Genomic DNA, 25,567 nt, shown 5'->3' with positions numbered 1-25,567 from the left:
TGATCCATTTCGAGCGAATGATAATGCTTATCATCTAGTCGGGTGGTCAAGTATTGATTTCAGAACGCCACAAAACCTGTGTGGGAGCGAGCCTGCTCGCTCCCACAGGGGATATCCTCAGGGATGTCGGGTTACTCGGCGTTACACAACGCCAGGCAGTTATCGAGCATGCGGTTGGAGAAGCCCCATTCGTTGTCGTACCAGGCCAGCACCTTCAGCAGTTTGCCGCTGGATTTGGTGTGGTTGGCGTCGAAGATCGACGACAGCGGGTTGTGGTTGAAGTCACTGGAAACCAGCGGCAAGGTGTTGTAGCCGAGAATTTTCGAGTGCTGGCTGGCTTCTTTAAGCAGTGCATTCACTTCTTCGGCCGACGCTTCGCGTTTCAGCTGAACGGTCAGGTCCACCAGCGACACGTTGATCACCGGAACACGCACGGCCATGCCGGTCAGTTTGCCCGCCAGTTCCGGCAGCACCAGGCCAACGGCTTCAGCCGCGCCGGTCTTGCTCGGGATCATGTTTTGCGTGGCGGAGCGGGCGCGGTACGGGTCGGTGTGGTAGACGTCGGTCAGGTTCTGGTCGTTGGTGTAGGCGTGGATCGTGGTCATCAGACCGCTCTCGATTCCCAGTTCACGGTGCAGCACCTGAGCCACCGGGGCCAGGCAGTTGGTGGTGCACGACGCGTTGGAAATGATCTGGTGATGCTGGCGCAAAATGTCGTGGTTCACCCCATACACCACGGTGGCGTCGGCGCCCTTGGCCGGTGCCGAGATGATGACTTTGCGTGCGCCGGCCGTAATATGCGCGGCGGCTTTGGCGCGGTCGGTGAACAGACCGGTGCATTCGAACACCACATCAATCTTTTCCGCAGCCCATGGCAACTCGGCCGGGTTGCGAATGGCGCTGACCGCAATTCGGTCGCCGTTGACCGTGAGGCTCTCATTATCGTGCTGAACATCGGCGTCGAACGTGCCGTGAACAGTGTCGTACTTGAGCAGATGAGCGTTGATTGCGCTGTCTCCCAAATCGTTGATGGCCACGATCTGCAGATCCTGGCGATAGCCTTGGGTATACAGTGCGCGCAGGACGTTGCGGCCAATCCGGCCAAAACCATTGATTGCGATTCGAAGAGTCATTTACAGCGCCGCCGTCGTTTTGTTGTTGGAATTACAAGATTATTCGCATAAAAATAGAAAACAAGCCTTTTTAATGGCAATATTTTGTTCAATCTACAACGAGTGACCTGAATCAACTGGTCCGACCGATCAAGAAAAACCGTTTGTCATCCCAATCACAACGGTCCTTGTTCAGCATAGACAATCAGGTCGCCACATCCGTTAGCCTGGAGTTCTACACATGCATCCCCGCGTCCTTGAGGTCACTGAACGGCTTATCGCCCGTAGCCGCGCCACGCGTGAGGCCTACCTTGCACTGATTCGCGGTGCGGCCAGCGACGGTCCGATGCGCGGCAAGCTGCAATGCGCCAACTTCGCCCACGGCGTGGCGGGTTGCGGCACCGAAGACAAGAACAGCCTGCGGATGATGAACTCCGCCAACATCGCAATAGTTTCGTCATATAACGACATGCTTTCGGCGCATCAGCCGTACGAAGTCTTTCCGGAACAGATCAAACGAGCGCTGCGCGAGATCGGTTCGGTCGGCCAGTTCGCCGGCGGCACCCCGGCCATGTGCGACGGCGTAACCCAGGGCGAGCCGGGCATGGAACTGAGCCTGCCGAGCCGCGAAGTGATCGCGATGTCCACCGCCGTGGCGCTGTCCCACAACATGTTCGACGGCGCGCTGATGCTCGGCATCTGCGACAAGATCGTGCCGGGCCTGATGATGGGCGCGTTGCGTTTCGGTCATCTGCCGACGATTTTTGTGCCGGGCGGGCCGATGGTCTCGGGCATTTCCAACAAGCAGAAAGCCGATGTGCGCCAGCGCTACGCCGAAGGCAAGGCCAGTCGCGAAGAGTTGCTGGAGTCGGAAATGAACTCCTATCACAGCCCTGGCACCTGCACGTTCTACGGCACCGCCAACACTAACCAGTTGCTGATGGAAGTCATGGGCCTGCACTTGCCGGGTGCGTCCTTCGTCAATCCGAACACGCCGTTGCGCGATGCCCTGACCCGCGAAGCGGCGCATCAGGTCACACGTTTGACCAAGCAGAACGGCGACTTCATGCCGATCGGCGAAATCGTCGACGAGCGTTCGCTGGTCAACTCCATCGTGGCACTGCACGCCACCGGCGGCTCGACCAACCACACCTTGCACATGCCGGCCATCGCCATGGCGGCGGGCATTCAGTTGACCTGGCAGGACATGGCCGACCTCTCCGAAGTCGTGCCGACACTGAGCCACGTCTACCCGAACGGCAAAGCTGACATCAACCACTTCCAGGCAGCGGGCGGCATGTCGTTCCTGATCCGCGAACTGCTGGACGCCGGGCTGTTGCACGAAAACGTCAACACCGTGCTCGGTCACGGCCTGCGCCGTTACACCATGGAGCCGTTCCTCGATAACGGCGAACTGGTCTGGCGCGAAGGCGTGACCGACAGCCTCGACGAAAGCATCCTGCGCCCGGTCGCTCGTGCGTTCTCGCCTGAGGGCGGTTTGCGGGTGATGGAAGGAAACCTCGGTCGCGGCGTGATGAAAGTCTCGGCCGTAGCGCTGGCAAACCAGATCGTCGAAGCACCGGCCATGGTGTTCCAGGATCAGCAGGACCTGGCAGACGCCTTCAAGGCCGGTCTGCTGGAGAAGGATTTTGTCGCGGTGATGCGCTTCCAGGGCCCGCGTTCCAACGGCATGCCGGAACTGCACAAGATGACGCCGTTCCTTGGTGTGCTGCAGGATCGCGGCTTCAAAGTGGCGTTGGTCACGGACGGACGCATGTCCGGCGCCTCGGGGAAAATCCCGGCGGCGATTCACGTCAGCCCCGAAGCGTATGTCGGTGGCGCTTTGGCGCGGGTGCAAGAGGGCGATATCATCCGCGTCGATGGCGTCAAAGGCACCCTGGAGCTTAAGGTGGACGCCGACGAATTCGCAGCGCGCGAGCCTGCCAAGGGCCTGTTGGGCAATAACATTGGCAGCGGACGCGAGCTGTTTGGTTTCATGCGCATGGCCTTCAGCTCCGCAGAGCAGGGCGCCAGCGCCTTTACTTCTGCCCTGGAGACGCTTAATTGAAACTGGCTTTGGTCGGTGACATCGGTGGGACCAACGCACGTTTCGCGTTGTGGAAAAACCAGCAATTGGAAAGCGTCCAGGTGCTGGCGACGGCCGACCACGCCAGCCCGGAAGAGGCGATCAGCCTCTACCTGAGCGGACTCGGCTTGGCGCCGGGTTCGATCGGCTCGGTGTGCCTGTCCGTGGCAGGCCCGGTGAGTGGCGATGAATTTAAATTCACCAACAATCACTGGCGGCTGAGCCGCAAGGGTTTCTGCAAGACCTTGCAGGTCGAGCAACTGTTGCTGGTCAACGACTTCTCGGCGATGGCGCTGGGCATGACCCGTTTGCAGCCGGGTGAGTTTCGGGTGGTCTGCGAAGGCACCCCGGAACCGTTGCGGCCGGCGGTGGTGATTGGGCCGGGCACTGGCTTGGGCGTCGGGACCTTGCTGGACCTTGGCGACGGGCGTTTTGCCGCGTTGCCGGGGGAGGGCGGTCACGTCGATTTGCCGCTGAGCAGCCCGCGGGAAACGCAGCTGTGGCAACACATCTTCAATGAGATCGGGCATGTCAGCGCTGAAACTGCGTTGAGCGGCGGCGGCTTGCCACGGGTTTACCGGGCGATTTGTGCAGTGGACGGCCACACGCCGGTGCTCGAAACGCCGGAAGCGATCACCGCTGCCGGGCTCGCGGGCGACCCGATTGCCCTGGAAGTGCTGGAGCAATTCTGCTGCTGGCTCGGTCGCGTGGCCGGCAATAACGTGCTGACCACCGGTGGGCGCGGCGGTGTGTTCATCGTCGGTGGCGTGATCCCGCGGTTTGCCGATTTCTTCCTTGAAAGCGGATTTGCCCGGTGCTTCGCCGACAAGGGCTGCATGAGCGATTACTTCAAAGGCATCCCGGTGTGGCTGGTGACAGCGCCGTATTCCGGCCTGATGGGCGCGGGCGTGGCATTGGAACAATCCATCCCGACTTGAAATGCAATCCTGTGGGAGCGAGCCTGCTCGCGAAAGCGGTGTATCAGTCAACGAATGTGTTGAATGTAAAACCGCTTTCGCGAGCAGGCTCGCTCCCACATTGGTTTTCCCACAGATGTTTCTGTGGTGTTTGTAGATTCAGTGCATCAGGCATAATCCGCCCAATTCAAACAACAAGGACGCCGCCCCGTGAGCTCAGTCAACAAGTCGATTTTGTTGGTCGATGACGATCAAGAGATACGCGAGTTGCTGGATACCTACCTGACTCGCGCCGGTTTCCAGGTCCGTACCACGCCCGATGGCGCGGGTTTTCGCCAGGCCCTGAACGAGGCCCCGAGCGATCTGGTGATCCTCGATGTGATGCTCCCGGACGAAGACGGCTTCAGCCTGTGCCGCTGGGTTCGCCAGCACCCGCGTCAGGCGCAGGTGCCGATCATCATGCTCACCGCCAGTTCCGACGAAGCCGACCGCGTTATCGGCCTGGAGCTGGGCGCCGACGATTACCTCGGCAAACCTTTCAGCCCACGAGAATTGCAGGCGCGCATCAAAGCCCTGTTGCGTCGCGCGCAATTCGGTCAGGAGCGTAATGGCGGTGAAGTGCTGGCGTTCGACGACTGGCGCCTGGACATGGTCAGCCACCGGCTGTTCCACACCGATGGCGAAGAAGTGATTCTGTCCGGCGCCGACTTTGCACTGCTGAAGCTGTTCCTCGATCACCCGCAGGAAATCCTCGACCGCGACACCATCGGCAACGCCACCCGCGGGCGCGATCTGATGCCGCTGGACCGTATCGTCGACATGGCGGTCAGCCGCTTGCGTCAGCGTCTGCGCGACACGGAAAAACCGCCACGACTGATCCGCACCGTACGCGGCAGCGGCTACCAACTGGCAGCCAATGTGGTTGCCAGCAATGGCCACTGAGTTTCTCAATAAGCTCGCCGCCCGTGTGCCGGTGCCGCGTTCGCTGCTCGGGCGGATGTTGTTGCTGACGTTGCTGGCGGTGCTGTTTGCGCAGACGTTGTCGAGCGTGATCTGGGTCTCGCAATTGCGTGCCACGCAGCTTGAAGGCCTGGTCACTGCCGCCCGCAGCCTGGCGCATTCGATGACGGCCAGCGTCAGTTACTTCCGCTCATTGCCGGTCGCGTTCCGGCCGTTGGTACTGGATCAGTTGCGCAGCATGGGCGGCACCCGTTTCGTGGTGACGCTCAACGACAAACCCCTCGGCATGGAAGTGTTGCCAATCACCCCGCGCAAGGAAGCCGTGCTCAAAGCGGTGGACCAGGTGCTGCGCGAATCCCTGGGGCATGACACGGATATCTCGGTGACTTTCGTCAGCCCTGAAGACCTGCGGATCTTCAACAGCGGGCTGAAACTCGACGAGCTGCCGCGCTCCTGGGCGCATTACGCGTTGACCCTCGAACCGGTGAACCCGCCCGTGCTGGTCACGCAAATCCAGATGGCACCGGGTGAATGGCTGTACATCGCTTCGTTGCTGCCCGAGCCCTACACCAGTCTTGAAGAGCAAGGTCTGCCGGCGCAACAGGTCTGGTTCATCGTCCTCACCAGCAGCTTTTTGCTGTTGTTCATCGGCTTGCTGGTGCACTGGCAAAGTCGGCCGCTCAAGCGTCTGGCGCGGGCCGCGCGCGACATGTCGCTGGGGGCTGATGTGCAACCGGTGGCCGAGGGCGGCGGCAGTGAAGTGGTCGAAGTGGGGCGTGCGTTCAACGCCATGCGCGAACGGATCAGCCGCTACCTGACGGAACGTAGCCAGTTGTTCAGCGCGATTTCCCATGACTTGCGAACGCCCATCACCCGTTTGCGCCTGCGCGTGGAATTGCTCGAAGACGAAAAGCTGCAAGCCAAGTTCGGGCGTGATCTGGATGAGTTGGAGTTGCTGGTCAAAGGCGCGCTGCAATGCGTGAAAGACACCGACATTCACGAAAACATCGAACCGGTGGACCTCAACCACGTGCTCGATTGCCTGGTGGAACCGTACCTGGCGCCTAACGGCAATGGCCGCGTGACCCAGCAGGGGCGGGCGCTGGCGGCGTATCCGGGTAAACCGCTGGCGCTCAAGCGCTGCATTGGCAACCTGATCGACAATGCCCTGAAATACGGGCAGAACGCGCATTTGCACATCGATGACGATGAAAGTGCGTTCATCCTTCATGTCGATGACGAAGGGCCGGGCGTGCCGGAACAGCGGCTGGAGCAGGTGTTCGAACCGCACTTCCGCCTGGCCGGACAGCAGCAGGGGTATGGGTTGGGGTTGGGGATTGCGCGCAACATTGCGCATAGCCATGGTGGCGAGGTCAGCCTGCAAAACCTGCGTGAGGGTGGGTTGCGGGTGACGTTGCAGTTGCCGCGCAGTGTTGACTAGATAGACCGCGTTATCGTTCTTCGCGAGCAGGCTCGCTCCCACAGGGGATTTGTGCACACCGCAAACCAATGTGGGAGCGAGCCTGCTCGCGAAGGCGTCAGACCATTAAACAAATATCTCCGGCCAAATGTCACAAACCAGTGACATAACTCGCCCCCTTCGTTACAAGCCCATCCCCGCCCGTTGTTTAGACTGCCCTCAGTCAAAACAACAAAAAAGGCACCCCATGGACACCTTCCAACCGGTCTTCAGCAGTTGGCTGAACGCGCCTGCCCATCAGCAATGGCTCGCCGCCGAAGGCCTGCGCCTGCTGGCATTCGCCAAGGCTTCAAAGCTGCCTGACGGTTTCGGCAATCTCGATGAAAAAGGCCACCTCCCGGCCAACGCCTGCGCTGAAACCATGAACACCGCACGCATGACGCACAGCTTCGCCATGGCGCATATTCAGGGCTTGCCGGGGTTTGCCGAGCTGGTGGATCACGGTGTCCGGGCCCTCAGCGGCCCGTTGCGCGATGCCGAGCATGGCGGTTGGTTTGCGGTCGCCCATGCGCTGGATGACAACACCTGCAAGGCCGCTTATCTGCACGCCTTCGTGGCCCTGGCCGCCAGTTCTGCCGTGGTTGCGCAACGTCCCGGCGCACACGCCTTGCTCGATGATGCGATCAACATCATCGACACGCATTTCTGGAGCGAGGAGGAGGGCGCCATGCGCGAATCCTTCAACCGCGACTGGAGCGAAGAAGAAGCTTATCGCGGCGCCAACAGCAACATGCACGCCACCGAAGCCTTCCTCGCGCTGGCCGATGTCACCGAAGACAACCGCTGGCTATGCCGTGCGCAACGCATTGTCGAGCGGGTGATCCACGGTCATGCCGCCGCCAACGATTATTTGGTGGTCGAGCATTTCGACCGCCAGTGGCAGCCGCTACGGGAATACAACCACGACAACCCGGCCGATGGTTTCCGCCCCTACGGCACCACACCGGGCCACGGTTTTGAGTGGGCGCGCCTGTTGCTGCACCTCGAAGCAGCGCGGGTTCAGGCCGGCATGCTCACGCCGGGCTGGCTGGCCACCGACGCGCAAAAGCTTTTCGACCACAACTGCCGTCACGGCTGGGATATCGACGGGCTGCCGGGGATTGTCTACACCCTCGACTGGGACAACCGCGCGGTGGTTCGCCATCGCCTGCACTGGACCCATTGCGAAGCCAGCGCTGCCGCCAGCGCGTTGCTTAAACGCACGGGCGATGAGCAATACGAACGCTGGTACCGGCTGTTCTGGGAATTTTGTGACACTCATTTCATCGACCGTTGTGACGGCAGCTGGCATCACGAACTCGATCCGCAGAATCGCCCAAGCGCTGACATCTGGGCGGGTAAACCCGATCTGTATCACGCCTGGCAAGCCGTATTGATTCCGCGACTGCCCCTGGCACCCAGCATGGCCACGGCTCTGGCAAGGTTGTCCCAGAGCGTTCCTGTGTAACCATGTGGTGACATTCAAGCGTCCCTTCGTTACCTGCGAGGGGCTAACTCCTGTTTAAAATCCTATGCAGCGCAAGCACCAGACTTGCATGCATAACAACAAGAAAGGTACTTCTAGATGAATGCGATTTCTCGCCTCGCTACTGTCATTTCTCTCGTCTCCCTGTCTGCGATCCCTCTCAGTGTGCTTGCCGCCGAATCCAAAGGTTCCGTGGAAGTGGTTCACTGGTGGACGTCGGGTGGTGAAAAAGCAGCGGTCGATGTGCTCAAGGCCCAAGTCGAAAAAGACGGCTTCACCTGGAAGGACGGCGCTGTTGCCGGGGGTGGCGGTGCTACCGCCATGACCGTGCTCAAGAGCCGTGCCGTTGCCGGTAACCCGCCAGGTGTGGCGCAGATCAAAGGTCCGGACATCCAGGAATGGGCGTCTACCGGCCTGCTCGACACCGACGTCCTGAAAGATGTTGCCAAATCGGAGAAGTGGGACAGCCTGCTCGACAAGAAAGTCTCCGATACCGTGAAGTACGAGGGTAACTACGTGGCCGTGCCGGTGAACATTCACCGCGTCAACTGGCTGTGGATCAACCCGGAAGTCTTCAAGAAAGCCGGCATCACCAAAAACCCGACCACCCTCGAAGAATTCTACGCCGCCGGCGACAAGCTCAAGGCTGCGGGCTTCATTCCGCTCGCCCACGGCGGCCAGCCTTGGCAGGACAGCACCGTGTTCGAAGCCGTGGTGCTTTCGGTCATGGGGGTCGATGGCTACAAGAAAGCCCTGGTCGATCTGGACAACGCTGCGCTGACCGGTCCGGAAATGGTCAAGGCGCTGACCGAGCTGAAGAAAGTCGCGACCTATATGGACGTCGACGGCAAAGGCCAGGACTGGAACCTGGAAGCGGCCAAAGTCATCAACGGCAAGGCCGGCATGCAGATCATGGGTGACTGGGCCAAGTCCGAATGGACCGCCGCCAAGAAAGTCGCCGGCAAGGACTACGAGTGCGTAGCGTTCCCGGGCACCGACAAGGCCTTCACCTACAACATCGACTCCCTGGCTGTGTTCAAGCAGAAAGACGCGGGCACTGCGGCCGGTCAGCAGGACATCGCCAAGATCGTCCTGGGTGAGAACTTCCAGAAAGTCTTCAGTATCAACAAGGGCTCGATCCCGGTTCGCAACGACATGCTGGCCGACATGGACAAGTACGGTTTCGACTCCTGCGCCCAGACCGCTGCCAAGGACTTCCTGGCGGACGCCAAGTCCGGCGGCCTGCAGCCGAGCATGGCGCACAACATGGCGACCACACTGGCCGTACAGGGTGCGTTCTTTGATGTGGTGACCAACTACATCAACGACCCGAAAGCCGACCCGGCCGATGCCGCCAAGAAACTCGGCGCAGCGGTCAAGTCTGCCAAGTAATGCCTGGCCCCTGTAGGAGCCGGCTTGCTGGCGATAGCGGACTGTCAGTCACCAGATTTATCAACTGACACACCGCAATCGCCAGCAAGCCGGCTCCTACAAGGGCAGCATTTCCAAAGTAAATTTCTCTCGTACTGGATTTCCCCATGAGTTCTGTTGCTGTGTTCAGCAAGGCCTCGCCGTTCGATGCATTGCAACGCTGGCTCCCTAAACTGGTGCTGGCGCCGAGCATGTTCATCGTTCTGGTGGGCTTCTATGGCTACATCCTGTGGACGTTCGTTCTGTCGTTCACCAGTTCGACCTTTCTGCCGACCTACAAGTGGGCAGGCCTGGCTCAATACCAGCGGCTGTTCGACAACGACCGTTGGTGGGTGGCGAGCAAGAACCTGGCCCTGTTCGGCGGCATGTTCATTGGCATCACGCTGGTGATCGGTGTGCTGCTGGCGGTGTTTCTCGATCAGCGCATTCGTCGCGAAGGTTTCATTCGCACCATTTACCTGTACCCGATGGCGCTCTCGATGATCGTCACCGGTACCGCCTGGAAATGGCTGCTCAACCCTGGCATGGGCCTGGACAAATTGCTGCGTGACTGGGGCTGGGAAGGCTTTCGCCTGGACTGGCTGATCGACCCGGATCGCGTGGTGTATTGCCTGGTGATTGCTGCGGTCTGGCAAGCCTCGGGTTTCATCATGGCGATGTTCCTCGCCGGCCTGCGTGGCGTTGATCAATCGATCATCCGTGCCGCCCAGATCGATGGCGCGAGCATGCCGCGCATTTACCTCAAAGTGGTGTTGCCGAGCCTGCGTCCGGTGTTCTTCAGCGCCGTGATGATCCTGGCTCACATCGCGATCAAGAGCTTCGACCTTGTCGCAGCAATGACCGCCGGCGGCCCGGGTTATTCCTCCGACCTGCCTGCGATGTTCATGTATTCCTTCACCTTCAGTCGCGGCCAGATGGGCATGGGCTCGGCCAGTGCGATTCTGATGCTCGGTGCGATTCTCGCAATCATCGTGCCTTACCTGTACTCCGAGCTGAGGACCAAGCGTCATGACTAGTTTCGCTGCCAAACCTTCCATCAGCCTGAGTCGCATCGCGATTTACGGCGTGCTGATCCTCGCCGTATTCCTTTACCTGATACCGCTGGTGGTCATGCTGTTGACCAGCTTCAAGACACCGGAAGACATCAACACCGGCAACCTGCTGAGCTGGCCGACCGTGGTCAGCGGCATTGGCTGGGTCAAGGCCTGGGGCACCGTCGACGGGTATTTCTGGAACTCGATCAAGATCACCGTCCCGGCAGTCTTGATCTCCACCGCCATCGGCGCGTTGAACGGCTATGTGCTGTCGATGTGGCGCTTTCGCGGCTCGCAGTTGTTTTTCGGCCTGCTGTTGTTCGGTTGCTTCCTGCCGTTCCAGACCGTCCTGCTGCCGGCCTCGTTTACCCTCGGCAAGATGGGCCTGGCCAGCACCACCACGGGCCTGGTGTTCGTCCACGTGGTTTACGGCCTGGCGTTCACCACGCTGTTTTTCCGTAACTACTACGTCAGCGTTCCCGATGCACTGGTGAAGGCGGCGCGGCTCGATGGCGCGGGTTTCTTCACGATCTTCCGACTGATCATCCTGCCGATGTCCACCCCGATCATCATGGTCTGCCTGATCTGGCAGTTCACTCAGATCTGGAACGACTTCCTGTTCGGCGTGGTGTTCTCCAGCGGTGACTCGCAACCCATCACGGTGGCGCTGAACAACCTGGTCAACACCAGTACCGGGGCCAAGGAATATAACGTTGATATGGCGGCGGCGATGATCGCCGGGCTGCCGACCCTGCTGGTCTATGTGGTCGCAGGCAAGTATTTCGTGCGCGGGCTGACGGCCGGCGCAGTCAAGGGGTAATCATGGCTACGCTCGAACTTCGCAATGTAAACAAGACCTATGGCCCCGGCCTGCCGGACACCCTCAAGGACATCCATCTGTCGATCAAGGACGGTGAGTTCCTGATCCTGGTCGGACCTTCGGGTTGTGGCAAATCGACCCTGATGAATTGCATCGCCGGCCTGGAAACCATCACCGGCGGCGCGATCATGATCGATGATCAGGACGTCAGTGGCATGAGCCCGAAAGACCGCGACATCGCCATGGTGTTCCAGTCCTACGCGCTGTACCCGACCATGAGCGTGCGCGAGAACATCGCCTTCGGCTTGAAGATTCGCAAGATGCCCGCTGCCGACATCGAAACGGAAGTGGCGCGGGTGTCCAAGCTGTTGCAGATCGAACACCTGCTCAACCGCAAGCCCGGCCAGCTCTCCGGTGGCCAGCAACAGCGCGTGGCCATGGGCCGTGCCCTGGCGCGTCGGCCGAAGATCTACCTGTTCGACGAACCGCTGTCCAACCTCGACGCCAAGCTGCGGGTCGAGATGCGCACCGAAATGAAACTGATGCACCAGCGCCTGAAAACCACCACGGTCTACGTGACCCACGACCAGATCGAAGCGATGACCCTGGGCGACAAAGTGGCGGTGATGAAGGACGGGATCATCCAGCAGTTCGGAACGCCGAAAGACATCTACAACAACCCGGCCAACCTGTTCGTGGCGAGCTTCATTGGTTCACCGCCGATGAACTTCATCCCCCTGCGTTTGCAGCGCAAGGACGGTCGTCTGCTGGCGTTGCTCGACAGCGGCCAGGCCCGTTGTGAATTGCCGCTGGGCATGCAGGACGCCGGTCTCGAAGACCGCGAAGTGATCCTCGGCATGCGCCCTGAGCAGATCGTGCTGGCGAACGGCGAGCCGAACGGTTTGCCGACCATTCGCGCTGAAGTCCAGGTCACCGAACCGACCGGTCCCGACACCCTGGTGTTCGTCAATCTGAATGAAACCAAAGTCTGCTGCCGTCTGGCACCGGACGTTGCACCGGCGCCGGGCGAAACCCTGACCCTGCAATTCGATCCGTCGAAAGTGTTGTTGTTCGATGCCAAGACCGGGGAACGGTTAGGAGTTGCCGGCGAACCAAAAGCCGAGGCGCACAGCGCCAACGTGGCCCAATTCAAAGGCCGCTGAAGATCAAGGTGGGAGTGAGCTTGCTCACTCCCACAGGGGATGTAACCGCGTTAGAAAACAGTTAATAACAATAAAACGAGGATGTAGGGATGAAGAAGAACAACAACGCTCAGCTTATCTGCCAGTTGTCAGCAGTTGCAGCCATGATGCTGGCCGGTAGTGTGCACGCGGCTGACGCGTTCAGCGCTGACTCCGAATGGATGACCGGTGATTGGGGTGGCGAGCGGACCAAGCTGATCGAGCAAGGCATCGACATCAAGATGGACTACGTCGGTGAAGTCGGCGGCAACCTCCACGGCGGTTTCAACGACGACAAGACCGCGCGTTACGCGGACCAGTTCGGCCTGGGGGCGGCGCTGGACCTGGAAAAGCTGTTTGGTTGGGATAACACCCAGGCCAAGATCCAGCTGACCAACCGTAACGGTGAAAACATCTCCAACGACCGTGTCGGCGATCCGCGTGCCGGCACCTTGAGTTCCTCGCAGGAAGTCTACGGCCGTGGCCACATGGTTCGTCTGACCCAGTTGTGGATCAAGCACCAGTTCCTCGACGGCAAACTGGACGTCAAGGCCGGTTACTTCGGCGAAGGCGAAGACTTCAACACCTTCCCGTGCGAATTCCAGAACCTGGCGTTCTGCGGTTCCCAAGTGGGTAACTGGGCCACCAACATCTGGTACAACTGGCCGGTCATGCAGGCAGCGGTCCGCGTGAAGTACAACATCTCGCCTGAGTTCTATGCGCAGATCGGCGCGTACAACCAGAACCCGTCGCAACTTGAGCACGGTAACGGCTTCAAGCTCAGCGGCAGTGGCACTGCGGGTACCGTGTTGCCGGTCGAACTGGTCTGGTTGCCGAACCCTAACAACCTGCCGGGCGAATACCGTGTCGGTTACTACAAAAGCACCGCCGAGGCCAATGACGTTCTCAAGGACGACAACGGCAATGATGCGGCCACCAGCGGTAACGCCTATCGTAGCCACAGCAGCAAGCACGGCTACTGGTTCGTTGCGCAGCAACAACTCACCAGCCACAACGGTGACAAGACCCGCGGTCTGAACATTGCAGCCAACGCCACGTTCCACGACAAGGACACCAACTTCGTCGACAACTACCAGTCGCTGATGTTTGTGTACAAGGGCCCATTCGACGCGCGTCCTAAAGATGACATGGGCATCGGTTTCGCCCGTACCCACGTTAACGATGACGTGAAGAAAAACGCCGAGCTGGTCAACGCGTCCAACAATGTCACTGATTACGAGAACCCACTGTTCTCGCCACTGCGGACCACCGAATACAACTACGAACTCAACTACGGCTTCCACGTTACCAACTGGCTGACCGTGCGTCCTAACCTGCAATACATCACTCATCCAGGCGGTGTGGATGAAGTCGATAACGCGCTGGTGGCCGGCCTGAAAATTCAGTCGGTGTTCTAACGCTGTTGCGATAAGCTCCTCTCTATGTGCGCATATTTGCGGACAGCCCAGGCTGTCCGCTTTTTTTTGGGGCGGCGCACCCCGGCAACAGATGATTTTCAGGACCGTGGCACATGCATGAGCATCCGCTACAACGCTTCTTCAAATCCTTGCGCGAACGTCCGGTGTTTGCGTGGGAGCGCTATCAGAAGCGCGACGTGTTGGTGATCGATCATCCGCTGTGTCAGGCGGTGTTCAGTCGCCAGGGCGCGCAGTTGCTGCATTTCCAGCCCACGGGTCAGAAGCCATGGCTCTGGTGCGCGGCGAAGTGGCCGCAGGTGGGGGCGATTCGTGGTGGCGTGCCCGTGTGCTGGCCGTGGTACGGCCGTCATCCGAGCGAAAACGCGTGGCCTTCCCATGGTTGGGCACGGCTGATCGACTGGAAGTTGCTCGACAGCAGCCACGACGACGATGGCGTGCGATTGCACTGGCAACTGCAGCTGTGCGACTGGCAAGTGGACCTGCATGCGCATCTGGGTGAACGCATGGATTTGCGCTTGAGCACCGAGCATCAAGACACCTTGCCCTGCCAATTGAGTCAGGCGTTGCACGCTTACTGGCGTATTGGTGATGTGGGCGAGATAGCGCTGTCTGGGCTCGAGGGCGCGCAGGGTTATGACCATTTGAACCGACAGGTCTGCCAGCAGGAAGGTGAGTTGCGAGTCGATGGCGGGTGCCAGCGTGTGTTCCAGCATGACGGCGAATTGCAGCTCAAGGACCACGCCTGGCAACGTGAATTGTGCATCGATACCGGCGACCATTCGGACACGGTGGTCTGGCATCCCGGTTCGCGGCCATTGCTGGGGGTGAGCTGGAACGAGATTTCAGAGTTCGTGTGTGTGGAAGCGGCGAGCGGCGGCGCACACAGCCTGAGCCTGGCGCCGGGGGAGAGGGCGCATTTGAGTTTGCAGGCGCGTGTGGGGGTTTAGCTCAAGATTTGCGATGTTGCGGCTGGCCCCTTCGTCGGAACGCCGCCCGGAGCAAGCTCCCACAGGGGGAATGCATTCCAAAATGTGGGAGCGAGCCTGCTCGCGAAGAGGCCGGGCCAGGCTGCGGAGATGCAGGGTTAGTTGAACTCATCCCCAACCGGATACCGGCTCGCATTCAGGCTCTCTTTGATCTTGCGCAAATGCGGCTGGAAATCCACCCCACGGCGCAGCGTCATGCCGGTCGCCAGCACGTCCAGCACGGTCAGCTGGATGATGCGCGAGGTCATCGGCATGTAGATGTCGGTGTCTTCCGGCAGCGGAATATTCAGGCTCAGCGTACTGGCCTTGGCCAACGGCGAACCCTCGGCGGTCAGGCCCAGCACCGACGCACCGTTCTCACGGGCGATGCGCGCCACTTCCACCAGTTCGCGGGTGCGGCCGGTGTAGGAAATGATCACGAACAACTCGCCGGTGTGCGCCACCGACGCAATCATGCGTTGCATCAGCACATCGGCATGGGCGGTGACGGCCAGGTTGAAACGGAAGAATTTGTGCTGCGCATCCAGCGCCACCGGGGCCGAGGCGCCGAGGCCGAAGAAGTGGATCTGCCGAGCCTGGATCAACAGGTCGACGGCGCGGCTGATCAGGTTCGGGTCCAGCGCCTGCAAGGCACTGTCCAGCGAGGCGATGGCGCTGCCGAAAATCTTCTTTGTATAGGCTTCAGGGTTGTCATCGGCCTCGACCGCGCGGCTGACATATGCCGCGCCACTGGCCAGGCTCTGGGCCAGCTGAAGTTTGAGTTCCGGGTAGCCGCTGACGCCGAACGAACGGCAGAAGCGGTTGACGGTCGGCTCGCTGACCTTGGAGGCCTGGGCGAGCGCGGCGATGCTGAACCGGGTGGCCTGCTGTGGGTTGAGCAGGATCACTTCGGCGACTTTACGTTCAGCCTTGTTCAGGTCTTCAAGGCGATTCTGGATCTGTTCCAGTAAATTTCGCACGCGGTCCATATATGTTCCTTGGGTCAGCAGCGCAAATTAGAGTTCGGCTATGCCAAAAGGGCCTTTGATGCGGCCCCAAACGGTGGCCTATCCTACTGATGGCTCCGACCGGCTACCACTCGGAATCTGTATTTTGCGAAAATGTTGTGGTTATTACTACATTTTCTCTTGAGCGATGCCTTGAAAAAAGGTATTTGTAGCTTAACTTGATAAAAGAACAAACATCATGCCTTCGATTACGGTTGAACCGTGCACCTTTGCCTTGTTCGGCGCCCTCGGCGACCTGGCCTTGCGCAAGCTGTTTCCTGCCCTCTATCAACTCGATGGCGCAGGCCTTCTGCACGAGGATACGCGCATTATCGCGCTGGCCCGCGAGCCCGGCACCGAGCAGCAGCACCTGGCATTCATCGGCGCCGAACTGCGTCGTTATGTGGGCGCTAAAGAGCTGGACGAAGCGGTGGTCGAGCGCTTTCTGGCGCGGCTGACCTACCTGCACGTGGACTTCCTCAAGGCTGACGATTACATCGCCCTGGCCGAAATGGCCGGCAGTGCCCAACGCGTGATTGCCTACTTCGCCACGCCGGCCGCTGTGTATGGCGCGATTTGCGAGAACCTGGCCAAGGTCGGCCTCGCGGAAAACACCCGCGTGGTGCTGGAAAAACCCATCGGCTCCGACCTGGAATCCTCGCGCAAGGTCAACGACGCGGTGGCGCAGTTCTTCCCGGAAAACCGCACCTACCGCATCGACCATTACCTGGGTAAAGAGACGGTTCAAAACCTGATCGCCCTGCGTTTCGCCAACAGCCTGTTCGAAACCCAGTGGAACCAGAACTACATCTCCCACGTGGAAATCACCGTGGCCGAGAAGGTCGGGATCGAAGGCCGCTGGGGTTACTTCGACAAGGCCGGACAGCTGCGGGACATGATCCAGAATCACCTGCTGCAACTGCTCTGCCTGATCGCCATGGACCCCCCGGCCGACTTGTCCGCCGACAGCATCCGCGACGAGAAAGTCAAAGTCCTCAAGGCACTGGCGCCGATCAGCCCGGAAGGCCTGACCACTCAAGTGGTGCGCGGTCAATACATCGCCGGCTACAGCGAAGGCAAGCCGGTGCCGGGTTACCTGGAAGAGCCTAATTCGAACACCCAGAGCGACACCGAAACCTTCGTCGCCTTGCGTGCCGATATCCGCAACTGGCGTTGGGCCGGCGTACCGTTTTACCTACGCACCGGCAAACGCATGCCGCAGAAACTGTCGCAGATCGTCATCCACTTCAAGGAACCGTCGCACTACATCTTCGCCCCTGAGCAGCGCCTGCAAATCAGCAACAAGCTGATTATCCGCCTGCAACCGGACGAAGGTATTTCCTTGCGCGTGATGACCAAAGAACAAGGCCTGGACAAGGGCATGCAGCTGCGCAGCGGTCCGTTGCAGCTGAATTTTTCCGACACTTATCGCAGCGCGCGGATTCCCGATGCCTACGAGCGGTTGTTGCTGGAAGTGATGCGCGGCAATCAGAACCTGTTTGTCCGTAAAGATGAAATCGAAGCCGCGTGGAAGTGGTGTGACCAGTTGATCGCCGGGTGGAAAAAATCCGGTGATGCGCCCAAGCCGTACGCGGCCGGGTCCTGGGGACCGATGAGCTCCATTGCTCTGATCACGCGGGACGGGAGGTCGTGGTATGGCGATATCTGAATTGAAACTGCCTCAGGGCGTCAACGCCCATGAGTTCAAGAGCCCGGTGCTGTTGGCGCAAGCCCTGGCACTGTCGGTGGCCAAGCAACTGGGCGAAGCGATCGAAGCCCAGGGCACCGCCACGCTGGTAGTGTCTGGCGGTCGCAGTCCGGTGGCGTTTTTCCAGCACCTGGCCAAGCAGGCGCTTGACTGGTCGAACGTGGTGGTCAGCCTGGCTGACGAGCGTTGGGTGCCGGTAGAACATCCCGACAGCAATGCTGGTCTGCTCAAGCGTTATCTGTTGCAAGGCCCGGCGGCCAAGGCTCAGTTCCTGAACCTGTACAGCGCCAGCGCCAACCTGGAACAGGCAGCCGAGCAAGCCGACCGTTTGTTGTCCGAACTGCCGGTGATCGACGTGCTGGTGCTGGGCATGGGTGACGACGGCCACACCGCCTCGTTGTTCCCGAACAGCCCGAACCTGGCTGACGCCTTGAAAGTCGACGGCACACGTCGTTGCTACCCGATGCTGGCACCGACCGTGCCGCATCAGCGCCTGACCATGAGCCGTGCGCTGCTGGCGTCGGCCAAACACAAAGTGCTATCGATTTCCGGTCAGTCCAAGCTGACCACCCTGAGTGCCGCATTGGCCGTCGACGATGTCGCCGCCATGCCGATTCGCGCGTTTTTGCAACCTACGTTAGAGATTTACTGGTGCCCATGAGCCAAGGAACAGCCGCTATGACAACCCCATCCCCGACCGTATCCATGGCGGACAAAGTTGCCCTGATCGACAGCCTCTGCGCCAAGGCGCGGATTCTGCCGGTGATCACCATCGCTCGTGAACAGGACGTGCTGCCACTGGCCGACGCCCTGGCCGCCGGTGGCCTGACCGCCCTGGAAGTGACCCTGCGTTCGCAGTTCGGCCTCAAGGCCATCCAGATCCTGCGCGAACAGCGCCCGGAACTGATGACCGGTGCCGGCACCGTGCTCGATCGCCACATGCTCGCTGCTGCCGAAGCGGCCGGTTCGCAGTTCATCGTCACGCCGGGCATCACCCGTGATTTGCTCGAAGCCAGCGTCAACAGCCCGATCCCGCTGTTGCCCGGCATCAGCAACGCCTCCGGCATCATGGAAGGCTATGGCCTGGGCTATCGCCGCTTCAAACTGTTCCCGGCCGAAGTCAGCGGTGGCGTCGCGGCCATCAAGGCCCTCGGCGGTCCGTTTGGCGAAGTGAAATTCTGCCCGACTGGCGGCGTCGGCCCGGCCAACATCAAGAGCTACATGGCGTTGAAAAACGTGATGTGCGTGGGCGGTAGCTGGATGCTTGATCCGGAGTGGATCAAGAACGGCGACTGGGCCCGCATTCAGGAATGCACCGCCGAGGCCTTGGCGCTGCTGGACTGATCCGCTTTACCTGACACTTCGTTGTGTGTTCTACGGCTTTACGGTGCGCTTGGTCGGTGCACCGTTTTTTTTTGCCGAAAGAAAACCTGTGGGAGCGAGCCTGCTCGCGAAAGCGGACTTTCATTCAACATTGATGTCGACTGACACACCGCTTTCGCGAGCAGGCTCGCTCCCACATGGAAGAACAGGCGATAAATAATTACCGCACATCCCCATTCGCCTGACCCTAACCTGCGTTCATCTTATGGAAGAGAGAACATCATGGACGACAACACCCCAGTTACACCCACACCGCCGGTTTACCTACTGTCTCCCGAGCAGATCCCCGGTCCGTATTTTCGTAATCCGAAACTCATCAGGCGCAACATCAGCGAAGGCGCCGATGGTGTTCCCCTGGTGCTGCGCCTGGAAATCGTCGATGCGATGACCGGACAGCCTGTCACCGGCGCGCTGGTCGATATCTGGCATTGCAATGCGCGCGGGTTCTATTCGGGCTGGAGCAGGATTGATCCGGACAAGGAAGTTGACGACGGTGACATCGGCTCGATCCCGCGCACCGACGACGACACTTACCTGCGAGGCGGGCAGTTCACCGACAAGCAAGGCGCCGTGCGGTTTACCACGGTGTATCCGGGGTTCTACGCCGGCCGTGCGCTGCACATTCATGTCGCCGTGCGCATTACTGCCGGCAACAATTACCTGGAAGAACGGCATGTCGCCTGGGTCGGTCAGTTGTACTTGCCCGAGGTGGCGTCGCGCTCGGTCCTCAACTCCCGTGAGTACAGCGGTCGAAAGGCCTTGGCGCTGACCAATGATGAAGACGTTTACTACAAGCATCACAGCGGCGAAGCGTCGACCTTGAACGTGCACACCCTCAGTCGGGAGTCGACTGAAGATGGCTTCTTCGGCTCCACGACCATTGGCATCGACACCTTTGCGGTGTCATCGCACATCAAGCCCGAGGACTTCGACAAATACACCGTGTGACCTCAGCGCAGTTCGGTCAGCGCCCGGGTCAGCAACTGCATGTGCGCGGCGGTGGTGGTCAGGCCTGGCGTGATGCGAATGCACGGGCCACTCGCGGCACCGCTGCGCATCACGGTAAACAGGTTGTAGTCGTTGAGCAGTCGCTCGACCATCGGCTGTTGATCGGACTGTCGGGTGAAACGCATCGACGTGATGCCGCAATACAGGCGAGGGTCATCCGGCGTCATCACTTCGATCCCCGGAAGTTCGCGCACTTCGCGCACCCACAGATTGCGCAAGTAGTTGAGCCGGGAACTCTTGGCGGCAGATCCGCCCATGGCCTGATGTTCTTCGAACACCAGCGGCAAGGTCAGCAGCGCTGGAATATTGGGCGTGCTGTACGGCGTGCGCGCACGAATATCGGTAATCGGGAAATGCATCTCACCCATGTCCGGGTCGATATCGGCCAGGCGCTCGGGTGCGATGTAGATGAAGCCCAGGGTCAGTGGTGCACCGATCCACTTGTGCAGGTTGAAGCCGGCGAACGAGACACCGAGTTCCTCGAGCTTGAAGTCGATCTGACCCAGTGCGTGGGCGCCATCGAGGATCACCTCGACCCCGTGTTCCTTGGCCGCAGCAGCAATCGCCTGCACCGGCATCACCAGGCCGGTGCGGTGGGTGACGTGAGTCAGGGCCATCAGTTTGAGCTTGGGATAACGGGCAAAGGCGTCGCGGTAACTGGCCAGCAGACTGTCGAAACTGGCGGGATGGGCGTGATTGATTTCGATCACTTCGACCCCGCGATTGCGCGCCAGCCAACGCATCGCGCCTTTGACGGTGTCGTATTCCAGATCGCTGAGCAGCACCTGATCGCCCGGTTGCAGGCGGTTGTAGTTGCGGATCAACGATTGCAAGCCGTCCGAAGCGTTGCGGGTGAGGGCGACGGTGTCGGGCGGCACGCCCACCAGCTCAGCCAACTGCGCGCCGATCTGCTGAATTTCACCCTGTTCGAAGCGCTGTCGTACATACACCGAGTTGCTGCGATTGATCAGCTCGATGTTGCGTTGGTATTCCTCGACCACCGTTCGCGACATGCGCCCGAAGTAACCGTTTTCCAGGTTGATCGGGCCGGGTTCGACAGCGTAGCGGTCGGCAAAGGTCTTCCAGAAGGATTCATCACGGGCGCGGCGGGTGTTATCGGGCATGGGCTACTCGGATCAGGATCAATGGCGGGGTGCAGGTTTGCCATGTTTGGCGCGCAGGGGGTCGAGCAGTTCCGACAAGCCGTTGTGGTCGATTTCCTGCATCAGGGCCAGCAAGCCACCCAGTTCGCCATGGGGGAATCCTTCCCGGGCGAACCAGTTCAGGTACTGGCCGGGCAAGTCGGCAATGATCCGGCCCTTGTATTTGCCAAAGGGCATTTCGCGAGTGATCAGTAGTTCGAGTTTTTCAGGGTTCATCAGTCGGTCGTCTTGATTCTATGCGTCTGGAAAATACAGGCATTCTGCATGCAGGCCAATTGACAGATCATGCAAAAAAAACGGATACAGATTTGGTTGTTTTATATAAGTAGTTGAAAAATAACGAATAAATAATCGGTCAGAAGCTGGCATGCAGGGTGCAATAGTCATTACATCTTTCATCAACCCGCAAGGAATTGAAAAATGACCGACATGAATAAAGAAGCCATCTCTGTACTCAACGACCTGATTGAAACCAGCAAAGACGGTCAGGAAGGGTTCAAGACTTGCGCTGAAGACATCAAGCACCCAGAACTCAAAACACTTTTTGTTCAGCGTTCTGCCGATTGCGCCACTGCCGCGGCTGAACTTCAATCTGCCGTGCGTTCGATGGGCGGTGATCCGGAAACCTCTACCAGTGTCAGCGGCGACTTGCATCGTCGTTGGGTCGACGTGAAGTCGATGTTCACCGGCAAGGACGAAGAAGCCGTTCTGAACGAAGCAGAACGCGGTGAAGACCATGCGCTGAAGGCTTACCGCGAAGCCATGGAGAAAATCAACAAGCACAACCTGGTGGGTATTCGTGACCTGGTTGAACGCCAATACCACGGCGTGCAACGCAATCATGACCAGGTGAAAGCCCTGCGTAACCAGGCTCGCGCACGCTCGTAAGCGTTCGTTGCCTGCCAAAAAACGCCAGCCAGTCTGGCGTTTTTTTGTGCCCGGTCGATTAACCGATGCTGATCGCCGGCAATGTCGGCAGCGTCACGGTCTGCTGCTTGCGCGGCGCCAGGATCTCGGCTTCGCCGTCCACCACCAACTCATCGTTCTGGTTGAACACGCGGGTGGCAATGCGTACACGAAACTTCGGCAGTTTCTCGAGGATCTCCAGGCGCACGGTCAGGGTGTCGCCAATTTTCACCGGCTTCTGAAAGCTCATCTGCTGGCCAATATAAATAGTCCCCGGCCCAGGCAGCTCGCAAGCAACGGCGGCGCTGATCAGCGCGCCACTGAACATGCCGTGCGCGATGCGTTCCTTGAACATGGTGCCTGCCGCGAATTCGGCGTCCAGGTGCACCGGGTTGTGATCGCCGGACATCGCAGCGAATAACTGAATATCGCGCTCTTCGACCTTTTTGCTGTAGCTGGCGGTCTGGCCGACTTCGAGGGCTTCATAGGGGGTGTTGGTAACCTGGGTCATCTGTCTCGATTCCTGTGACGAATAAATGAATCCACAAAAAAACTATTCTGACCGGGGTGGCCGGCGGTGGCTGAGGGCCTGGGCAATCCACTGCAACACGTCGTTGATCACTTCCTCGCGGTTGCTCTCATTGAACAATTCGTGTCGTGCCTGCGGGTAAATCGTCAGGTGCAGGTTCTGGCTGCCTGCCGCACGCAAGGCGTCAGCCAGATCTTTCAGACGTTTGCCTTCGCTCACCGGATCACATTCGCCGCCAATCACCAGCAGCGGCAGGCCCGGATCGATCTGGGCGAGATTGGACGCTTTGCTGATTTGCTGCAACCCACCGAGCAAATCGATCCACAGTTGGTTGGTGCAACGAAAGCCGCAGAGCGGGTCGTTGGCGTACAAATCCACTTCTGCCGGGTCGCGACTGAGCCAGTCGAAACGGGTACGCGCCGGTTTGAATTGTTTGTTGAACGAACCGAAGGACAGCCATTCGATCAGCGCACTACGGCCCTTGGGCCCTTGGCGCAATTTCTCCAGACGGGCGATCTGCCGCGCCGCGCGATAAAGCGCCACGGGCTGGAAATTCGAGCCGCTAAGCACCGCGCCGTGCAGGCTGGCGCTGTGATGCAGCAGATAAGCCTGGGCGATGTAGCTGCCCATGCTGTGACCGAGCAACACAATCGGCACGCCAGGATGATGCTGGCCGATGTGTTGATTAAGGCTGGCGAGGTCGCCGACAACCTTGCACCAGCCATCGTCATCGGCGAAATGCCCCAGTGTGCCGTTTTCGGCAGTTTTGCCATGTCCACGCAAATCCGGTGCGTACACGCCGTAGCCTTGCTCGCAGAGTTTTTCCGCCAGCCGGGCGTAGCGAGCGCTGTGCTCGGCCATGCCATGGGCCAGCAGGATCACGGCTTTTAACGGCGAGGCGGGCAGCCACTGGTTGACGAATAGGCGGCTGTGGTCACTCGCGGTCAGCCAGAACGTGTCGTGGATCATGGCGATTCCTTTGCATGGGGCTGCATGTGGCATGGGCGTGGTTGCATTGTATAGCGCATCCCGCGCTTGCCGTCTGATCAGGCCACGCCACGGCAGGAAGATTCACGCGGTCAATGACGGCGTCGGCTGTATTTGCCTGAATCGCCATAACTGCTAGTGTCCGTGAAGCCCCGCCTTTCGCTTCATGTTTTTTAGAAGTGACAGAAAAGCGGCCCGGATAGGCTCAGGTAAAGAGGACAAGAACAATGCAACCTGATTTCTGGAATGACAAACGCCCGGCCGGCGTGCCCCTGGACATCGATCTTGGGGCCTATAAGTCGGTGATTGAGGTGTTCGAGCGTTCCTGCAAGAAATTTGCTGACCGCCCGGCCTTCAGCAACATGGGCGTGACCCTGACCTACGCCGAACTGGAACGCCAGAGCCTGGCCTTCGCCGCGTACCTGCAAGCCCACACTGACCTGGTGCCGGGGGATCGCATCGCGGTGCAGATGCCCAACGTCCTGCATTACCCGATTGCCGTGTTCGGTGCCTTGCGCGCCGGGCTGATCGTGGTCAATACCAACCCGCTGTACACCGCGCGGGAGATGCGTCATCAGTTCAAGGACTCCGGCGCCCGGGCGTTGGTGTACCTGAACATGTTCGGGCAGAAGGTCCAGGAAGTGCTGCCTGACACCGACATCCAGTACCTGATCGAAGCGCGAATGGGCGACCTGATGCCGGCCGCCAAGGGCTGGCTGGTTAATACCATGGTCAGCAAGGTCAAGAAAATGGTCCCGGCGTATTCGTTGCCGCAGGCCATTTCCTTTAAAACCGCGCTGCACATGGGACGTGGCCTGGGGATCAAACCGCTGAAAGTCAGCCTCGACGACATCGCCGTGCTGCAATACACCGGCGGCACCACCGGTCTGGCCAAGGGCGCGATGCTCACCCACGGCAACCTGGTGGCGAACATGCAACAGGCGCGGGCGTGCCTGGGGCAGTTCGGCCCTGACGGTCAGCCGCTGCTGCGCGAAGGGCAGGAGGTGATGATCGCGCCGCTGCCGCTGTACCACATCTATGCGTTCACGGCGAACTGCATGTGCATGATGGTGACCGGCAACCACAACGTGCTGATCACCAATCCGCGTGACATTGGCGGCTTCATCAAGGAGCTGAAGAACTGGCGGTTCTCGGCGTTGCTGGGGCTCAACACGCTGTTCGTCGCCTTGATGGATCACCCGGATTTCAAGACCCTGGATTTCTCCAGCCTCAAGCTGACCAACTCCGGCGGCACGGCACTGGTCAAGGCCACCGCCGAGCGCTGGGAGCAGATGACCGGTTGCCGCATCACCGAAGGTTACGGCTTGACCGAAACGTCGCCGGTGGCCTGCACCAACCCGTATGGCGACCAATCGCGAATCGGCACGGTCGGCCTGCCGGTGCCGGGCACCACGCTCAAAGTGATCAACGATGATGGCGTCGAGCAGCCGTTGGGCGAGCGCGGCGAGCTGTGCATCAAGGGCCCGCAGATCATGAAGGGCTACTGGCAGAAACCGGAAGCCACCGCCGAAGTGCTGGATGCCGAGGGCTGGTTCAAGTCCGGCGACATCGCGGTGATCGACCCGGACGGTTTTGTGCGCATCGTCGATCGCAAGAAAGACATGATCATCGTCTCGGGCTTCAACGTGTACCCGAACGAGATCGAAGACGTGGTGATGGCTCACCCGAGAGTCGCCAACTGCGCGGTCATTGGTGTGCCGGACGAGCGTTCGGGGGAGGCGGTGAAGTTGTTTGTGGTGGCCCGTGAAGCCGGGGTCAGCCTTGAAGAGCTGAAGGCGTACTGCAAGGAAAACTTCACGGCGTACAAAGTGCCCAAGCACATTGTGTTGCGTGAGTCGTTGCCGATGACACCGGTCGGGAAGATTCTGCGGCGGGAGTTGCGCGATATCGCCTGATCGTTGAATGGCCGCGCGTCGCGCGATCGCGAGCAAGCTCGCTCCCACAAGGTTCTCGGTGATCTTGTGG

Annotated in this window: 23 protein-coding genes; 17 read left to right on the top strand and 6 right to left on the bottom strand. The window is 59.8% G+C overall.

Annotated features, from left to right (window positions below):
• Positions 1 to 131: 131 nt before the first annotated feature.
• Positions 132 to 1,133 carry a type I glyceraldehyde-3-phosphate dehydrogenase gene (gene gap, locus ACWKV5_RS14390; protein ID WP_483841764.1) on the bottom strand — a complete coding sequence of 334 codons (1,002 nt, stop codon included), beginning with the start codon at positions 1,131 to 1,133 and terminating at the stop codon, positions 132 to 134.
• Between the two features lie 220 nt (positions 1,134 to 1,353).
• On the opposite strand from gap, the gene edd reads away from it, so the two are divergent.
• The 11 genes from edd (at position 1,354) to ACWKV5_RS14335 (ending at position 14,872) form a co-directional block, all read left to right on the top strand.
• The gene (gene edd, locus ACWKV5_RS14385) at positions 1,354 to 3,180 is read left to right on the top strand and encodes a phosphogluconate dehydratase (protein ID WP_483841763.1); all 1,827 of its coding nucleotides are present in this window, start codon (positions 1,354 to 1,356) and stop codon (positions 3,178 to 3,180) included.
• Positions 3,177 to 4,136 carry a glucokinase gene (locus ACWKV5_RS14380; protein WP_483841762.1) on the top strand — a complete coding sequence of 320 codons (960 nt, stop codon included), beginning with the start codon at positions 3,177 to 3,179 and terminating at the stop codon, positions 4,134 to 4,136. Before edd ends, ACWKV5_RS14380 begins: the two co-directional genes overlap by 4 nt.
• Before the next feature lie 189 nt (positions 4,137 to 4,325).
• Positions 4,326 to 5,057, top strand: coding sequence for a response regulator (locus tag ACWKV5_RS14375; protein ID WP_140667520.1), 732 nt, complete (start codon positions 4,326 to 4,328; stop codon positions 5,055 to 5,057).
• On the top strand, positions 5,047 to 6,516 hold the full coding sequence (locus ACWKV5_RS14370; protein ID WP_123432925.1) for an ATP-binding protein: 1,470 nt from the start codon (positions 5,047 to 5,049) through the stop codon (positions 6,514 to 6,516). Before ACWKV5_RS14375 ends, ACWKV5_RS14370 begins: the two co-directional genes overlap by 11 nt.
• Positions 6,517 to 6,742: 226 nt before the next feature.
• Entirely contained in the window at positions 6,743 to 8,002 is a 1,260-nt protein-coding gene (locus ACWKV5_RS14365; RefSeq protein ID WP_483841761.1) for a D-mannose isomerase, read from the top strand.
• Positions 8,003 to 8,119: 117 nt separating this feature from the next.
• On the top strand, positions 8,120 to 9,412 hold the full coding sequence (locus ACWKV5_RS14360) for an ABC transporter substrate-binding protein (RefSeq protein WP_123432923.1): 1,293 nt from the start codon (positions 8,120 to 8,122) through the stop codon (positions 9,410 to 9,412).
• A 146-nt stretch (positions 9,413 to 9,558) separates the two neighbouring features.
• Positions 9,559 to 10,467: a carbohydrate ABC transporter permease gene (locus ACWKV5_RS14355; protein ID WP_027922970.1), complete on the top strand. Its 909-nt coding sequence runs from the start codon at positions 9,559 to 9,561 to the stop codon at positions 10,465 to 10,467.
• Positions 10,460 to 11,305: a carbohydrate ABC transporter permease gene (locus ACWKV5_RS14350; protein WP_027922971.1), complete on the top strand. Its 846-nt coding sequence runs from the start codon at positions 10,460 to 10,462 to the stop codon at positions 11,303 to 11,305. Before ACWKV5_RS14355 ends, ACWKV5_RS14350 begins: the two co-directional genes overlap by 8 nt.
• A 2-nt stretch (positions 11,306 to 11,307) precedes the next feature.
• Entirely contained in the window at positions 11,308 to 12,468 is a 1,161-nt protein-coding gene (locus ACWKV5_RS14345; protein WP_483841760.1) for an ABC transporter ATP-binding protein, read from the top strand.
• An 89-nt stretch (positions 12,469 to 12,557) separates the two neighbouring features.
• Entirely contained in the window at positions 12,558 to 13,904 is a 1,347-nt protein-coding gene (locus ACWKV5_RS14340; RefSeq protein WP_483841759.1) for a carbohydrate porin, read from the top strand.
• Positions 13,905 to 14,017: 113 nt separating this feature from the next.
• Positions 14,018 to 14,872: a D-hexose-6-phosphate mutarotase gene (locus ACWKV5_RS14335; RefSeq protein ID WP_483841758.1), complete on the top strand. Its 855-nt coding sequence runs from the start codon at positions 14,018 to 14,020 to the stop codon at positions 14,870 to 14,872.
• A gap of 137 nt (positions 14,873 to 15,009) precedes the next feature.
• On the opposite strand, the gene ACWKV5_RS14330 is transcribed toward ACWKV5_RS14335, so the two are convergent.
• Entirely contained in the window at positions 15,010 to 15,870 is an 861-nt protein-coding gene (locus ACWKV5_RS14330; protein ID WP_175649041.1) for a MurR/RpiR family transcriptional regulator, read from the bottom strand.
• 226 nt (positions 15,871 to 16,096) lie between these two features.
• Here ACWKV5_RS14330 and zwf point away from each other — a divergent pair, with 226 nt between their 5' ends.
• The 4 genes from zwf (at position 16,097) to ACWKV5_RS14310 (ending at position 19,936) form a co-directional block, all read left to right on the top strand.
• Entirely contained in the window at positions 16,097 to 17,566 is a 1,470-nt protein-coding gene (gene zwf, locus ACWKV5_RS14325) for a glucose-6-phosphate dehydrogenase (RefSeq protein ID WP_310265454.1), read from the top strand.
• Complete coding sequence (pgl, locus tag ACWKV5_RS14320) at positions 17,553 to 18,266, top strand: 6-phosphogluconolactonase (RefSeq protein ID WP_483841757.1); 714 nt, start codon at positions 17,553 to 17,555, stop codon at positions 18,264 to 18,266. Before zwf ends, pgl begins: the two co-directional genes overlap by 14 nt.
• A gap of 17 nt (positions 18,267 to 18,283) precedes the next feature.
• A complete protein-coding gene (locus tag ACWKV5_RS14315) occupies positions 18,284 to 18,949 on the top strand; it encodes a bifunctional 4-hydroxy-2-oxoglutarate aldolase/2-dehydro-3-deoxy-phosphogluconate aldolase (RefSeq protein WP_007949453.1) in 666 nt (221 codons plus the stop codon).
• Positions 18,950 to 19,210: 261 nt separating this feature from the next.
• A complete protein-coding gene (locus tag ACWKV5_RS14310; RefSeq protein WP_483841756.1) occupies positions 19,211 to 19,936 on the top strand; it encodes an intradiol ring-cleavage dioxygenase in 726 nt (241 codons plus the stop codon).
• 2 nt (positions 19,937 to 19,938) lie between these two features.
• On the opposite strand, the gene ACWKV5_RS14305 is transcribed toward ACWKV5_RS14310, so the two are convergent.
• Positions 19,939 to 21,120, bottom strand: coding sequence for an aminotransferase class V-fold PLP-dependent enzyme (locus tag ACWKV5_RS14305; RefSeq protein ID WP_483841755.1), 1,182 nt, complete (start codon positions 21,118 to 21,120; stop codon positions 19,939 to 19,941).
• An 18-nt stretch (positions 21,121 to 21,138) separates the two neighbouring features.
• A complete protein-coding gene (locus ACWKV5_RS14300; RefSeq protein ID WP_092278897.1) occupies positions 21,139 to 21,375 on the bottom strand; it encodes a DUF3820 family protein in 237 nt (78 codons plus the stop codon).
• A gap of 204 nt (positions 21,376 to 21,579) precedes the next feature.
• On the opposite strand from ACWKV5_RS14300, the gene ACWKV5_RS14295 reads away from it, so the two are divergent.
• Entirely contained in the window at positions 21,580 to 22,047 is a 468-nt protein-coding gene (locus ACWKV5_RS14295) for a ferritin-like domain-containing protein (RefSeq protein ID WP_027923861.1), read from the top strand.
• Between the two features lie 58 nt (positions 22,048 to 22,105).
• Here the strand turns inward: ACWKV5_RS14295 and ACWKV5_RS14290 are convergent, their stop codons facing one another.
• Both ACWKV5_RS14290 and ACWKV5_RS14285 read right to left on the bottom strand, forming a co-directional pair.
• A complete protein-coding gene (locus ACWKV5_RS14290; protein ID WP_027923862.1) occupies positions 22,106 to 22,576 on the bottom strand; it encodes a MaoC family dehydratase in 471 nt (156 codons plus the stop codon).
• A gap of 42 nt (positions 22,577 to 22,618) precedes the next feature.
• Positions 22,619 to 23,563 (bottom strand): lysophospholipase, encoded by a 945-nt coding sequence (locus ACWKV5_RS14285; protein WP_483841754.1) that lies wholly within the window; start codon positions 23,561 to 23,563, stop codon positions 22,619 to 22,621.
• 245 nt (positions 23,564 to 23,808) lie between these two features.
• Between ACWKV5_RS14285 and fadD2 the strand changes: the two genes are divergently transcribed.
• Positions 23,809 to 25,497, top strand: coding sequence for a long-chain-fatty-acid--CoA ligase FadD2 (gene fadD2, locus ACWKV5_RS14280; protein WP_483841753.1), 1,689 nt, complete (start codon positions 23,809 to 23,811; stop codon positions 25,495 to 25,497).
• The last annotated feature ends 70 nt before the right edge of the window (positions 25,498 to 25,567 follow it).

It is taken from the genome of Pseudomonas oplopanacis (assembly GCF_057128725.1).
Note: the sequence above shows the minus strand (reverse complement) of the source record. Positions and strands in the feature narration are given on the sequence as shown.

What these genes read in the sequence shown, in the direction of transcription:
- edd (WP_483841763.1), top strand. Translation starts at nt 1,354, where the DNA reads ATGCATCCCCGCGTCCTTGAGGTCACTGAACGGCTTATCGCCCGTAGC.
- ACWKV5_RS14335 (WP_483841758.1), top strand. Translation starts at nt 14,018, where the DNA reads ATGCATGAGCATCCGCTACAACGCTTCTTCAAATCCTTGCGCGAACGT.
- ACWKV5_RS14295 (WP_027923861.1), top strand. Translation starts at nt 21,580, where the DNA reads ATGACCGACATGAATAAAGAAGCCATCTCTGTACTCAACGACCTGATT.
- ACWKV5_RS14285 (WP_483841754.1), bottom strand. Translation starts at nt 23,563, where the DNA reads ATGATCCACGACACGTTCTGGCTGACCGCGAGTGACCACAGCCGCCTA.
- ACWKV5_RS14305 (WP_483841755.1), bottom strand. Translation starts at nt 21,120, where the DNA reads ATGCCCGATAACACCCGCCGCGCCCGTGATGAATCCTTCTGGAAGACC.
- ACWKV5_RS14340 (WP_483841759.1), top strand. Translation starts at nt 12,558, where the DNA reads ATGAAGAAGAACAACAACGCTCAGCTTATCTGCCAGTTGTCAGCAGTT.
- pgl (WP_483841757.1), top strand. Translation starts at nt 17,553, where the DNA reads ATGGCGATATCTGAATTGAAACTGCCTCAGGGCGTCAACGCCCATGAG.
- ACWKV5_RS14345 (WP_483841760.1), top strand. Translation starts at nt 11,308, where the DNA reads ATGGCTACGCTCGAACTTCGCAATGTAAACAAGACCTATGGCCCCGGC.
- fadD2 (WP_483841753.1), top strand. Translation starts at nt 23,809, where the DNA reads ATGCAACCTGATTTCTGGAATGACAAACGCCCGGCCGGCGTGCCCCTG.
- ACWKV5_RS14300 (WP_092278897.1), bottom strand. Translation starts at nt 21,375, where the DNA reads ATGAACCCTGAAAAACTCGAACTACTGATCACTCGCGAAATGCCCTTT.
- ACWKV5_RS14350 (WP_027922971.1), top strand. Translation starts at nt 10,460, where the DNA reads ATGACTAGTTTCGCTGCCAAACCTTCCATCAGCCTGAGTCGCATCGCG.
- ACWKV5_RS14360 (WP_123432923.1), top strand. Translation starts at nt 8,120, where the DNA reads ATGAATGCGATTTCTCGCCTCGCTACTGTCATTTCTCTCGTCTCCCTG.
- ACWKV5_RS14315 (WP_007949453.1), top strand. Translation starts at nt 18,284, where the DNA reads ATGACAACCCCATCCCCGACCGTATCCATGGCGGACAAAGTTGCCCTG.
- ACWKV5_RS14310 (WP_483841756.1), top strand. Translation starts at nt 19,211, where the DNA reads ATGGACGACAACACCCCAGTTACACCCACACCGCCGGTTTACCTACTG.
- gap (WP_483841764.1), bottom strand. Translation starts at nt 1,133, where the DNA reads ATGACTCTTCGAATCGCAATCAATGGTTTTGGCCGGATTGGCCGCAAC.
- zwf (WP_310265454.1), top strand. Translation starts at nt 16,097, where the DNA reads ATGCCTTCGATTACGGTTGAACCGTGCACCTTTGCCTTGTTCGGCGCC.
- ACWKV5_RS14355 (WP_027922970.1), top strand. Translation starts at nt 9,559, where the DNA reads ATGAGTTCTGTTGCTGTGTTCAGCAAGGCCTCGCCGTTCGATGCATTG.
- ACWKV5_RS14290 (WP_027923862.1), bottom strand. Translation starts at nt 22,576, where the DNA reads ATGACCCAGGTTACCAACACCCCCTATGAAGCCCTCGAAGTCGGCCAG.
- ACWKV5_RS14370 (WP_123432925.1), top strand. Translation starts at nt 5,047, where the DNA reads ATGGCCACTGAGTTTCTCAATAAGCTCGCCGCCCGTGTGCCGGTGCCG.
- ACWKV5_RS14365 (WP_483841761.1), top strand. Translation starts at nt 6,743, where the DNA reads ATGGACACCTTCCAACCGGTCTTCAGCAGTTGGCTGAACGCGCCTGCC.